This is a genomic window from Pseudoalteromonas sp. S3260 (assembly GCF_005886925.1).
In the GTDB taxonomy this organism is placed as follows: Bacteria; Pseudomonadota; Gammaproteobacteria; order Enterobacterales; family Alteromonadaceae; genus Pseudoalteromonas; species Pseudoalteromonas tetraodonis.
Genome location: NZ_PNCV01000081.1, coordinates 26,439 through 39,379 on the forward strand (window position 1 = coordinate 26,439; position 12,941 = coordinate 39,379).

Here is a 12,941-nt window from a genome sequence, read left to right on the forward strand (position 1 = left end):
TGATCAATGCAGTAAACGCTAAATATTTCGAGTTAAGAGACTCGATACTGGAGTTTCAAATGAAACCTAAAAATAAAAAACACCTAGATCCGGTGCAAGCACAAGCGCGTCGCGAGCAGGTATTAACCGCCGCTGCTGATTGTTTTCGTCGCAAAGGTTACCATGGCGCAGGTATGGCAGAAATAGCTAAAACAGCAGGGATGAGTGCCGGCCATATTTATAATTACTTTGAAAGTAAAGAAGCCATAATTGAAAGTATTATTGAACAAGATATGGAAGAAATGTTTTCCATATTTCAAGAGTTTGAAGATCAACCTGGCGATATTTTAACAGTGTTACTTGATGGCTTACACCATGGTGTGCAGCGTCATATGGACACGGGGGCCTGCGTAGTTGACTTAGACATGATGGCAGAGGCCAGTAGAAACAAAAAAGTCGCTTTATTACTACGCGAGGCTGATACGCAAGCACGTAACAGAATGCGTGATTTATTAGTCAGTGAAAGTAGTTTAATAAAATCACATTCAGAGCAAGAACTCGAAAGCCGCATTAATGTGATTTTCTCAGTGATGGCCGGACTGCTATTACGAAAAATGTTATTTCCTGAATTGACCGAGGAAACTGTATTGATTGCACTGCGCCCAGCGATGAAAACATTACTTATGCCATTTGATAAATAATAAGTTGAAGCATTAAATAACTATGAATATTTGACTGATATTGTTGTAAATATGAAAGAGTTATATAAATTAAGCTGCTTTTATTTAAGCGTAATCAATAAAAACTGAGTACGATGTTTTAGCGTGAAGTCATTCCTTTTTATATTATAAAAGCATTGATTAACAGTGGGTTATAGCCAATTGATGTGATATCAACGCCGGTGGCGAAACGACAACAAACAAGATAAATTGCTTTTTTGGCGTATTATTTGCAAGTTAGGACTATATTAAAGGCGCTAATATGGCGCTGCCAACTTAAAGGAGAGCTCATGTGGGCTGCAGTCAGTTATCTTGTAACAGCATTAGTATTTATAGTACTGGGATTGAAGGTTAATTCTGTTTACTTCGCGGTTGCATTTTTTTGGACGGCGCTGTCGCTGATATTGGTCAGCGGTGCTTATTTTTTTAACGCAGGAAAAGTATTTAGAAAACGCGAAAATGGCGTTATCCCTTTTTACATTCGTTGGGCATTTGTTCCTTTTTTGTTAGGTGCACAAATTTATAATGCATGGTCACGCAAACACGATAAGGTACCCCCAATTCAACAAATAAACGATAACTTATTTTTAGCATGTCGTTTGTTTCCCTCTGATATAGATACATTAAAAGAAAATGGCATTACCGCTATTTTAGATGTGACTTGTGAATTTGATGGACTTGAGTGGACATCTACCCAAGAAAATATTAGTTATTTAAACATTCCTGTTCTTGATCATAGTGTGCCTACTCACTCGCAATTAAACCAGGCAATTAACTGGATCCATCATCATATAAAGAAAGACCGTCGTGTTGTGGTGCATTGTGCATTAGGTCGCGGACGTTCGGTGTTTGTTATGGCAGCGTATTTATTGAGTCAAAATAAAGAAGCTGATGTACATGATATTCTTGCTCAAATCAAAGAAACACGTGAAACAGCCAATCTTAATAAACGCCAATTACGCCATTTAGTTAAGCGCCATCGCAGGGGGGAGCTACTGATAAAAAATAAAGCATATTTAATTGCTAATCCTGTATCAGGCACTAAGTTATGGTCTGAAAAAGAGCATTTAATCGTTACACGTTTATCTGCTTATTATGATTTAACCATTTTAAAAACTACACCGGAACAAAACGGCATTACATTGGCTAAACAAGCTATAGAGCACGAGCCTGATATTATAATTGCCTGCGGTGGAGATGGCACAGTCACTGAGGTTGCGAGTGTTTTAGTGGGTACGTCTTGTCGATTAGGAATTATACCGTTGGGGACAGCTAATGCGTTGGCCCATGTGCTGATGGGAATAAAATCTAAATTTATTCCTGTTGAGCAAGCGTGCGATTTAATAATTGATGGTCAGACAAACCTGATCGATACCGCATATTGTAATAACGATTTGATGTTATTGCTAATTGGCATTGGCTTTGAGCATGCAATGATTGAAAAAGCAGATAGAGAGTCGAAAAATAAAGCTGGCCAGCTTGCTTATTTAAATGGTTTTTTACATTCCTTTGGCGAGAATAAAGCGCAAAAGCTGATGGTCAAACTCGATGATAATGAGCCTGAAGCTATTAATACAAATAGCTTTATTGTCGCTAATGCTGCCCCATTTACAACCCTTTTAGCCCAAGGTGGGGGACAACCCGACCACCGTGATGGATTATTAGACGTAAACTGGTTAACGCCAAACAAAGACAATGAAACCACAGTATTGAGTATTGCTGAGCTAATGTTTAGCAGTATCACGCAAACGCATTTTGCTATTAACTCGCATTATACTAACGCAAAACGTGTAGAGATAAGCGCAGATCAAACGCTAGATTATGTAATTGATGGTGAGGTTAAATCTGCCGATAAAGTGGTAGTGAGTATTCACCCTGCTTCATTGAATGTAATATGCCAAGAACAAAACTAACTGAATAAAAATGGCGTAAATATTACGCCATTTAGCACTCATTTATTTTTTAATGGAGGGCCATACAAAATCTGATGTATCAGGTTGCGTGGGCTCTGTTAGTTTTGGTTTATTTTTGGGTTTTCGTAGCGGTTTATTACTCATGGTATGAATATAAAGTGCTTCTACTTTATCTCTTGCCCATGGGGTTTTACGTAAAAATTTTAAGCTTGATTTGATACTCGGAGAATCAGTAAAGCATTTTATGTTTACTTGTTCACCCATTGTTTTAAAGCCTAAACGTTGCTCTAGTTCTACAAGAATTTGCTCTAAAGTTATCCCATGTAGCGGGTTTTTTGGTTGATTATTCATAGTCACACTGCTTTTTTAAACTGCATGTATTGTAACGTATCCCACCGCATCTTAATAGTTTGGAGATGGCTGGCAGATTCCAGATTGTTAATCTTGATTAATTTACAGTAATAGTTGCAGGCTTCTTGGGGTAAATAAGGTTACCTTGCTTATCAAGCTTTAGCCAAATCAATTGACTGTTGTTATGTTGGGGGTACTTTGCAGCACAAATAAGCGTAACTGAGTGAACCTGCAGTATAGCTCCTTCGCTGTAACGTTTATTATCATACCAGCACTCAGTGCTAGTGTTTATAAGCTGGGTAGCATCAACAATAGGAAGCGTTTTTATTGTGCTAGCGAAGCTTAAAGCTGAAAAACACAAGCATAAAACAGTAATAAACGAAGTAAAATAATAACGCATCAAAAACCTCCAGTGTTTAAAATAAGTACACTTAGCAAAAAAACATGCTAGGGTAAGTAAGACAACATAAGTAAAACACAGAACAATAAAAAGGTGAACAGATATGCTATTTAATCAAACCATGATTGACGAATTTACACTACTAGCAAAATTTCCACGCGAGAGCAAAATGCAGGGAATTAAACTTCATTCAGACGCTGAACCCGCCTTACTAAGCGCAGCACAACGTTTGTTCGATAAAGGGGTTATAGATAGCCCAGATGGTGGCTATTTAACCGAACTGGGCTTAGATTTAATTGAGCATGTGACGGTAATACACAGTGCACTTAAAAGTTAATTTACTCTATTAGTTTGCATCAGGTTGATTTTCAGGGGCTGCATCAATAAAGGCTGCCAACTCATTACAACGCTGATATATGGCTGCTATTTTAGGGTAGGCAGCCATATCTACTTTAAAACGAATGGCATTAAATACCTGCGGTACTAAACACACATCAGCTAAGCTTGGCGAGTCGCCTGCACAAAATGTGTTTTTGCTATCTAGCATGCGTTCTATTTTTTCAAAACCCACTTCAACCCAGTGGCGGTACCATTTATTTTTTGCTTCATCATCAACATTGAGCTCACTACTTAAATATTTCAGTACCCGTAAATTATCAATCGGATGGATATCACAGGCAATAGCATAACTTAAATTGCGAATGTGTGCTTTTTGCCATGCATTACCAGGCAGCAATGGTGTTTCAGGGTATTGCTCTTCAAGGTACTCTAAAATTGCTAGAGATTGACCTAATACGCCGTCTTCTGTTTCTAAAGAAGGTAAAAGTCCTTGAGGGTTTTTCTGTAAGTAATCTGTGGTTTGTTGCTCTGATTTTAGTAAGTTTACCGGCACCAACTGGTGATCAATATTTTTGAGATTTAATGCAATGCGCACACGATATGCTGCCGATGAGCGAAAATAAGTATAAAGCTTCATAATCTAATTATCCTTGATTGCCATTAAAGTGTTTTTTGATTGTGCGCCAGCAATCAGTGTAATTAGCTTGGCGCTCTTTACCTTCTAATGCGTATTTAGTCGGCGATATTACATAACGTGACTCAAACATAAACGCCAACGTATTATCGTAGCGTTGTGGTTCTAAGTCCGCATTTGACGCTTTTTCAAATACGTCTGCTTCAGGACCATGCGGCGACATACAGTTATGTAAGCTCATGCCACCTGGCACAAAACCATGCTCTTTTGCATCATATACCCCTTCTATTAAGCCCATAAACTCACTCATAATATTTCGGTGATAATAAGGTGGGCGGAAGGTGTTTTCAGCGACCATCCAACGCGGTGGAAAAATAGCAAAATCAATATTTGCAACGCCTTCAGTGCCTGATGGCGAGGTTAGTACCGTGAAAATTGATGGATCTGGGTGATCAAAGCTAACGGTATTCATGACATTAAAGCGAGCCAAATCGTATTTGTAAGGCGCGCTGTTACCTGTCCAAGCAACAACATCAAGAGGAGAATGACCAATATCACAACGAAACATATTGCCATTAAATTTAGCAATAAGTTCAAATTCGCCTTCAATGTCTTCAAAAGCCGCTACTGGATAGTGAAAGTCACGGTCATTAGCATAACCATTTGCGCCAACAGGGCCGCGCTCAGCAAGAACATAAGCATGGCCGTAGTTTTCACAAATATACCCACGCGCTGTATCAGTTAATAGCTGCACCTGAAACTTAATGCCACGCGGAATAACCGCAATTTCACCGGCTTTAATACTTAAATGCCCGAGTTCTGTTTTAAGTAATAGCTCGCCGTGTTGTGGTACAAATAACATTTCGCCATCGGCGTTATAAAAAAAGCGCTTGTCCATTGATTTGTTGGCGACATAAACATGAATGCCAATACCGGCTTGCCCATTGGCGTTGCCATTTGCAGCCATAGTGATCAGCCCATCAATAAAATCAGTAGGTGCTGCTGGTATATCAATGGGATCCCATCGCAGCATGGTAGGCGGCGTTGGCACTTCAGTAATAGGCGCTGTTCTAATTAAGCCATTGTCTATGGCTGTGTAATCACCTTGCACAACAGATGGACGAATACGGTACATCCACGTGCGGCGATTATCGGCGCGCGGAGCGGTAAATGCAGTGGTACTAAATTGCTCTGCATATAAATCGTATTTTACTTTTTGCGGGCTAAATTGCCCAATCGGTAATGCACCAGGCAGCGCTTCGGTTTCAAATTCATTACCAAAGCCGGTCATATAGTTTAATTGTGTCGCCATTACTGACTCCTGTGAAAGTGGGGGAGTGTTATATTTTTGTTATTTACGCTAAGATACTCTCAAGTGAGACTAATATCAAACACACTGATTATGACCCTTGTAAATAAAAGTGAACAAATAAAAGTCGTATGTAAATAAATAAGTGATTCAATATGAAAATAGATTTAACGACATTTTTACCTTATCAATTAACACACTTAGCAACACAGGTAAGTAATGATTTTTCGAGTATTTATAAAAAAGAGTTTGATTTAACTATTCCTCAGTGGCGAATAATGGCTAATTTAGCGCAATCAGGCCAAAGCACAGCAAAGCAGTTATGTACTCAAGCAGATATGGATAAGTCGACAGTATCAAGGGCAGTAAAAACGCTAATAGATAAAGGGCTTATTTATAGTGAGTTAAATAAGCATGATAAGCGCGCTGCATTTTTAATGTTAACTGATAAGGGTATGGCTTTGTATGAAAAAATAACGCCACAGGCATTACAGTGGGAATGTGAATTATTAAGCTGCCTGTCGGATGATGAACAACGCCAGTTAATCGCTATTTTTGATAAATTAAAAAATAAATTACAGGCATAAAAAAGCCCACAAAGTGGGCTTTTAAATACACTAATTTAATCAATCAAATTAGAAAGTGTAACGAACACCAAGCTTAATTCTATAAGCTGAATCCGTCGCTTCAAATGAGTATCCATCATCTACAGGAGCACCATAAACATACTGGCCAGTTTGTGGATCAATATCCATTTTAATCACTTCGCTGGTGCTATTACCTTGTCTATATACTTTACCTTTCGATGAATCAATCAGGTTAAGCAAGTTATCTATTATAAAGTAAAACTCACCACGGTCATCCGCGAAGAACCCAGGAATTTCTTGTGAAACATATAAATCCATAGACGTGATCCATGGTGTTGTGGCGCTGTTCTTGGCAACTACGCTACCAGCAGAACCTGACAATCCTAGCTGATCAAAATAAGCAAGTGCTTCTTCTTCAGTAATCCCTTCATAACGAACATTTGGATCATTAGCTGTCGGTACATAAACTGGGTAGTTACCACCGAATGTCGTTCCATTGCCTGTAGGTTGAATAAGGTCTTGATTAAAGTAACCATTACTTGGTAAGGCTGTTAAATCAGCAAGTTGTGAATATGGAGAGCCAGAGCGACGTTCAAAGAATAAATTTAATGTTGTTTTATACTTTGCAATAAGCTCAGCGGTATAGCCCAAATTAAGTACAAATCTATGCTCAGTTTCATAGTTTGATGTACCAACTTGAGTTAACTGATGATCACCAAAGTGGCCATAGCGATAGTTACTTCTAGCAGTTGATGAACCACCAGGATTTCCATCAGTGATATCTTGGTGTGTATAAGATGCATCAAACTTAAAGCCATTATCCCACGATTTACTAATGCCCGTACTTAAGATAATTGAACGACCCTCGTCAGTAGCATTAGTCAGCATAATCTCTAATTCAGACGTATTGTATAGTGGTAATGAACCATCGCTGGTATAACCAACTACGTCATCTTCAGATATTGCAGCATTAATCCACTCAGCTGAATTCTCTTTTTTAGTGTAAATAGCTGTTGTGGTCCACGCGAAGCCTTCTCCTAAGTAAGGAATATCAAGATTAACATCCGCATTTAGCATAGTCGTCCACTGAGATGGAAGATCAAAATCAGGGTCTATAAAGTTAGAAACAGACCCATCAGTTGCATTATTAATTGCATCGATTGCTGCATTTGGTGGCGTTGTTAGTATAGAATCAGTGACGCTTATTGGACTATCATACCTAGAGTTAAAACCATACTCTTGCTTACTTATTCCATCATTAGAGTAAGAATTTGATATCCATACATTTGGATTACCGCCAGAATAACGTCCAACACTACCACGAATAGTTACATCATCATTTAAGTAGTATGTGAATCCTGCTCTAGGTAAGAAAATATCAGCACCATCAAGGTTTTCTGTATTGTCATAGCCCGTTTTACTTTTAAGGTTTGGATTAAGCGTTGGTACATCATCAGAGCCTAAACGCTCATAACGCAAGCCAGCAGAAAGCTGAAGGTTATCACTAAAGTCCCACGTATCATTTACGTATATAGCAAAATCTTTACGCGTAAAGCTTGAAGCGACTAAGTCAGGATTGTTGCCCACACCATTAGCATAGGTGTAACGGCTTATATTCATGTTACGGAAGTCTTCTAGGCTATCAAATGAAACGACACCTTTAGCACCCGGAAGGTATTGATTAAAAATATCTAATTCATCGTATTTAACACCAAACTCAATGGTATGTTCATCCATTAAATAAGTAGCATCAAATTTTAATGTGAATAAATCATTACTTAGAGAGTTTGAATGGCGGCTTTCGTCAGAACCAAACGCGATAGTGGCAGTTTTACCATCTCCATCAACATCTATATTGTCAATCGTTACATCACTTAAGCCTAGGTTTTCTTGTAAAGATACTTGAGCTGTATCAACAGATTTTTTTGTCGCGCTTATTTGTGTTGAGAAACTATCAGTCCAATCAGAATATAATGTCGTGCTGTAATTATTTAACTCTTCAGTTTTATTATACCACTGAGTACTTAAACGAAGTTCGCTTTCGTTAGAGGTCATATTACGTGTATCGTTACCTTCGCTATGCATATAAACGAAGTTAGCACGGTGCATGTCATTGATATTCCAATCAACTTTAGCAATGTATTTTTCATCTTCAAGGGCTGGTTGTGTATCAATAGAACCTATATCAGATAGACCGTAGACATCACTTGCAATTTTACGGACAGCATCTAAATCAGCAGTTGTAGCTGTTGTTTTATTTGAACCTATAGATGAATTACTAGGACCATATTCAATTTGTTTAGGTGACTCAAATTTTTCATAGGCACCAAAGAAAAATAACTTATCCTCAATAATCGGGGCACCGAAAGAGGCACCATAGTTTTTTTCTTCGAAATCTAATTCAACATCTTTGCCATCATTTTTCGGTGTGCCGGCCCAGTCACTGCTCATTTTCTCGTAGAATAAACTACCATGAACCTCATTTGTACCTGATTTAAATACTGCATCAACATTACCACCAGTAAAGCCACTTGATTTAGCGTTAACAGGCGCTACAGAAACTGAAACTTGGTCTAAAGCATCCATAGGGAATGGGTTGCGTTGAGTTGGGTAACCATTACCGTTAAGACCAAAATCATCATTGAGAGGAATACCATCTACAGTGATTGAGTTTGTGCGCGGATTAGCGCCTGCAACTGACATTGAACTTTCGTTACCTGGCTGAACAACAACTAGTGGATTATTACGCACAACATCTTTAATATCACGACCAATAGAAGGGGTAGCTTGAATTGTACCTGAACCATAATATGAATCATTGGCAGATGAATTAAAAAGAACAGGCGTGCCAGTTACAACAATTGACTCCATGTCATCGCTTTCTAGCTGTGTATCTAAACGGCGAGTTTCACCAAGTGATAAGTAAACATTATTTATTTCAACATCACGAAACGTATCTGAATCAATAGTAATGGTGTAAGGACCGCCTACACGAAGACCTGCAGCATTAAAAGTACCTGTATCATTTGTTGTAACAACGCGTTTAGTACCTGTAGGTTCGTGAACGATTATAAGTTTTGTGTTTGCAGCAGGGTTGCCACTAGGGCTAGATATTGTGCCTTTAACAGATGATGTCGTATCGTTAGCAAAAGCGCCACCACTGACACCAACACATGCTGCTATAGCAAGTGATAGAGCTGTTTTGCGAAGTTGAATTTTCATTTTATTTTCCCGTGTAGTTAAATAAACTTTTAATAGCTTTTTTATTTTAATTTTGGATTAAGCGACCGCAAAATACACTTAACCCAAAATACTTACATAGTGTACCTCATTTGTTTGTTACAAATAAAATACAACTGTAATTTTTTTATTATAAAACACTTTATTTATGAAATTTAGCATTTTATCTATGTTTCAATATTTACCATGCAAATAGTAAGTAGTTTTTATGACAAACAGATGAAAAGTTATTTTTTCCATAAAAAAAAGCCATTACATGCATGTAATGGCTTTTTAATTTTATGAGCTTTTGATGTGCAAGTTATAGGTTAAAACTTATAGCTAACACCGATTTTAGCTTGCCAAGCTGATGAGCTAGTTTGATATTGGCTATAGTTACGAACATCTGCACCGTTGTATCTAGCATTAATGATGTAACGGCCATCATCATCTAAGCCAGCAAGGTCATAAACAGCTTGGTCAGAGAAACCTAAGCGCTTTTCTACGCCCCAGTCACTGTTTAATAAGTTTGCAAAGTTATCAATCATAAAGTAAACCTCACCGCTATGACCTTTTGCAAAACCAGGGATTTCTTGTTTAACGCTAATATCCATAGTGGTAACCCATGGCTGAGTACCCGAATTGCGGTCTAGGATTTGACCACGCTCATTAATACCTGCACGCTTTAATAGGGTTTCAAGCTCTTCCCATGACAATTTAGAACGATCCCAATTTACGTTTGCATCATCTGGACCTGTAGGAATATATGCTAAGTAAGCTGAACTCGAGTTAAAGTCACGAGAGTCGCCTAAATCCCCATTTCTGAACATACCCATAGTATAACTAAATGGACGACCAGAGCGACGTTCAAAATACACATTAAATCTTGTGGCATAGCCACTGAAGAACTCAGTGTTATACGCTAAATTAACTTTAAAGCTATGCTCTACTTCATACGCACCACGGGCAGCAAAGTCTTCATTACGGCTCTTAGTAATATTGTACTGATAGTTGCTTTGTGCACGTGAAGAAGAACCTGAAGACGCTTCTGTTACATCTTGATGTGCATAGCTTGCTGAAATATAAAGGCCATTTTCCCACTCTTTAGCAAGTGCTGTTGTAAAAATAACAGAGCGACCGTCTTCTGCTGAATTAGTCATTGCTATATCAAAGTTATCAGCTAAATCACCGTTGTAAATACTTTCATAGATGATACGTTCGCCGTCGGCTGCTACACCTACAGGTTTAATGGCGGTGTTATGCCACACAGCTTCGTTTTCTTTTTTGTGATAAGCAATTTCTGCTTGCCATTTAAAGCCTTCACCTAGTAATTCAGAATCAAAGTCGTACTCAAAACCAAGTTGTGCACGAATACTTGACGGTAGTTCAAAATTTGGGTCAACATAGTTTGTACTACCCGCACCTTGTACTAGTGACCCTTTTATAGCGTCTGGTACTTGAGTGATATCAGCTTGATTATTAGCATAGTATTCGTCAATAACGCTTTGTGGTGCATCTACAAAAGTAATGCCATCGTTTTGGAATGAGTTATTGTACCAAACGTTAGGAATACCGCCTTGGAAACGACCTACACCACCGTTAACTGTTAACGCTTCAGTTGCGTAATACTTAAAGCCAATACGTGGGAGTATAATATCTAAACCATCTAGGTTTTCTTGGTTGCTAAAGCCATAGGTGCTTAAAAAGTTTTCATTGAGTGTTGGTTTATCATCAGAAGATAAACGCTCATAACGAACACCTGCCGTTACTTCTAAATCATCACCAACATAAAAAGTATCTTCAATGTAAAGCGCTAATTGATTACGAGTTGCATCGTAAGCAGTATCGTTCGGGTTATTTGTATAAGCATTACTGTAACTAAAGTCATACTGACCTGCGAAGTTGCCTACTTCACGGTTTTCAAAACCATTAAAGTTATCAAACTCCCATGAACCCAGTGAATTAGCTGCAAAAAGGTTGTATAAGTTTAACGACTCATATTGCATACCAAAGTTAATTTCATGCTCGTCCATCAAATAAGTGGCATCAAGAGAAAGTGTTAAATTTTCTGTTGCTGAGCTATTGGCATGTCGAAACTCATCGATACCAAAGTTATAAGAAGGTCCGCGGAAGTATTCTTCAACTTTAACGCTACCAATATCAGAATTTGTTAAACTTCTTGATGATACATCTTTGTATGCAATACCGATTTCAGTTGAAAAGTCTTCGTTCCAATCCGAGTATAATTTGGTTGCAAAGTTATTAAACTTAGTGGCGTATGTGTAACGACTTGATGCAAGCTGAACTGATGTACCTCCAGTACCAAAGTTTGTTTCATCTTTGTCATCTTGCCACTGATAGGTAAAATCTAAACGATGATCATCAGCAATGTTCCAGCTTAATTTTACAAGTAATGTTTCATTGGTGTCTTTAGGGTCGCCACCAAGAGAATCGGTTAACCCGTATTCGTTATTTAGAATATTAAGAAAGCGGTTATAGCTTTCTTCACTCACATCGTATTCGTTGGTTGCGCCTGAACCTTCAAAACCATAGTCTAAATCTAGTTCGCTCGACCATTTATTGTAGTTAACAAAGTAAAATAAGGTATCGTCTATAAGTGGGCCGCCAACATTAAAACCGTAGCGTTTTTCAGTTTGATTTGGCTCTACTTGTTCGACAATATATGTACGGTGGCCATCGTCATCTAAAACAGGGCGGTTATCAGCAAACACTTGAGATATGCTGTCTACATCGCCTGCAATATCAGGTGTTGATGTTTCGTAAAAACCAGAAAACTTGAACTCATTTGTGCCTGATTTTGTTACCGCGTTAATAGTACCACCACCAAAGTTACCTTTAGAAGCAGAGAATGGAGAAACATCAACAGATATTTGCTCAATTGCATCAAGGGCTACTGGAGGCTGTGAAGTCGGGTAGCCGCCGTAACTTAAACCAAAGTCATCATTTTGGCCAATACCATCTACGGTTAAACCATTCGTACGTGGGTTGCTGCCAGCAAAAGTTAGCTCACCATTACCATTAATACTCGCAAGCGGATTTAAACGTGCGATATCTTTAATGTCGCGGTTAAAGCTAGGCATATTATTGATAGTATCTTCGCCAAACGTACTACTAGAGCCACCTGATTGTTGTACAATTTTATAACCAGAGACTTCAATCTTTTCAATGTTTAGCGGCGCTAATTGCGATGTTAATCTGTAAGTTTCGCCAAGGTTTAAAAAGATGTTTTCAACGGTGGTATCGTTAAACGTATCAGAGTCGATGATCACAGTGTAAGGTCCACCAACACGTAAACCATTCGCAATGAAAGTACCACTTTCATTGGTCGTTAGTTCACTAATTGTGCCGGTTGGTTGATGAACAACCTTAATTTTAACGTTTGCAGCGCTCGCACCTGAAGGTGTGGTTATTTTACCACGCATTGCAGATGAAGTGTCAGCAGCCATAGCGCTTGTGTACGCCCGACATGG

General features: G+C 38.5%; 10 protein-coding genes. 4 read left to right on the plus strand and 6 right to left on the minus strand.

Annotated features, from left to right (window positions below):
* Positions 1–59: 59 nt before the first annotated feature.
* Positions 60–680 carry a TetR/AcrR family transcriptional regulator gene (locus CWC14_RS13685; protein ID WP_008464339.1) on the plus strand — a complete coding sequence of 207 codons (621 nt, stop codon included), beginning with the start codon at positions 60–62 and terminating at the stop codon, positions 678–680.
* Positions 681–988: 308 nt separating this feature from the next.
* On the plus strand, positions 989–2,611 hold the full coding sequence (locus tag CWC14_RS13690) for a diacylglycerol kinase family protein (protein ID WP_138563385.1): 1,623 nt from the start codon (positions 989–991) through the stop codon (positions 2,609–2,611).
* A gap of 42 nt (positions 2,612–2,653) precedes the next feature.
* Here the strand turns inward: CWC14_RS13690 and CWC14_RS13695 are convergent, their stop codons facing one another.
* Together CWC14_RS13695 and CWC14_RS13700 are read right to left on the minus strand one after the other, a co-directional pair.
* Entirely contained in the window at positions 2,654–2,962 is a 309-nt protein-coding gene (locus tag CWC14_RS13695; protein ID WP_138563387.1) for a VF530 family protein, read from the minus strand.
* A 97-nt stretch (positions 2,963–3,059) separates the two neighbouring features.
* On the minus strand, positions 3,060–3,362 hold the full coding sequence (locus tag CWC14_RS13700) for a DUF1496 domain-containing protein (protein WP_008112332.1): 303 nt from the start codon (positions 3,360–3,362) through the stop codon (positions 3,060–3,062).
* Between the two features lie 103 nt (positions 3,363–3,465).
* On the opposite strand from CWC14_RS13700, the gene CWC14_RS13705 reads away from it, so the two are divergent.
* Positions 3,466–3,699, plus strand: coding sequence for a TIGR02647 family protein (locus tag CWC14_RS13705; RefSeq protein WP_008112333.1), 234 nt, complete (start codon positions 3,466–3,468; stop codon positions 3,697–3,699).
* A gap of 9 nt (positions 3,700–3,708) precedes the next feature.
* Here the strand turns inward: CWC14_RS13705 and maiA are convergent, their stop codons facing one another.
* Together maiA and hmgA are read right to left on the minus strand one after the other, a co-directional pair.
* Positions 3,709–4,338, minus strand: coding sequence for a maleylacetoacetate isomerase (gene maiA, locus CWC14_RS13710; protein ID WP_138563389.1), 630 nt, complete (start codon positions 4,336–4,338; stop codon positions 3,709–3,711).
* 7 nt (positions 4,339–4,345) lie between these two features.
* Positions 4,346–5,647: a homogentisate 1,2-dioxygenase gene (gene hmgA / locus CWC14_RS13715; protein ID WP_138563391.1), complete on the minus strand. Its 1,302-nt coding sequence runs from the start codon at positions 5,645–5,647 to the stop codon at positions 4,346–4,348.
* Positions 5,648–5,799: 152 nt separating this feature from the next.
* Between hmgA and CWC14_RS13720 the strand changes: the two genes are divergently transcribed.
* Positions 5,800–6,231, plus strand: a complete 432-nt coding sequence (locus CWC14_RS13720) for a MarR family winged helix-turn-helix transcriptional regulator (protein WP_138563393.1) — start codon at positions 5,800–5,802, stop codon at positions 6,229–6,231.
* Between the two features lie 48 nt (positions 6,232–6,279).
* Here CWC14_RS13720 and CWC14_RS13725 read toward each other — a convergent pair whose 3' ends face one another.
* Together CWC14_RS13725 and CWC14_RS13730 are read right to left on the minus strand one after the other, a co-directional pair.
* Complete coding sequence (locus tag CWC14_RS13725; protein WP_138563395.1) at positions 6,280–9,453, minus strand: TonB-dependent receptor; 3,174 nt, start codon at positions 9,451–9,453, stop codon at positions 6,280–6,282.
* A 326-nt stretch (positions 9,454–9,779) separates the two neighbouring features.
* Positions 9,780–12,941 (minus strand): TonB-dependent receptor (locus CWC14_RS13730; RefSeq protein WP_502705425.1); only part of this gene is annotated, 3,162 nt, incomplete at its 5' end.

Bases quoted from the DNA above. Each gene is read 5' to 3' on its own strand.
- CWC14_RS13720 (WP_138563393.1), top strand. From the start codon at position 5,800: ATGAAAATAGATTTAACGACATTTTTACCTTATCAATTAACACACTTA.
- maiA (WP_138563389.1), bottom strand. From the start codon at position 4,338: ATGAAGCTTTATACTTATTTTCGCTCATCGGCAGCATATCGTGTGCGC.
- CWC14_RS13695 (WP_138563387.1), bottom strand. From the start codon at position 2,962: ATGAATAATCAACCAAAAAACCCGCTACATGGGATAACTTTAGAGCAA.
- hmgA (WP_138563391.1), bottom strand. From the start codon at position 5,647: ATGGCGACACAATTAAACTATATGACCGGCTTTGGTAATGAATTTGAA.
- CWC14_RS13705 (WP_008112333.1), top strand. From the start codon at position 3,466: ATGCTATTTAATCAAACCATGATTGACGAATTTACACTACTAGCAAAA.
- CWC14_RS13725 (WP_138563395.1), bottom strand. From the start codon at position 9,453: ATGAAAATTCAACTTCGCAAAACAGCTCTATCACTTGCTATAGCAGCA.
- CWC14_RS13700 (WP_008112332.1), bottom strand. From the start codon at position 3,362: ATGCGTTATTATTTTACTTCGTTTATTACTGTTTTATGCTTGTGTTTT.
- CWC14_RS13685 (WP_008464339.1), top strand. From the start codon at position 60: ATGAAACCTAAAAATAAAAAACACCTAGATCCGGTGCAAGCACAAGCG.
- CWC14_RS13690 (WP_138563385.1), top strand. From the start codon at position 989: ATGTGGGCTGCAGTCAGTTATCTTGTAACAGCATTAGTATTTATAGTA.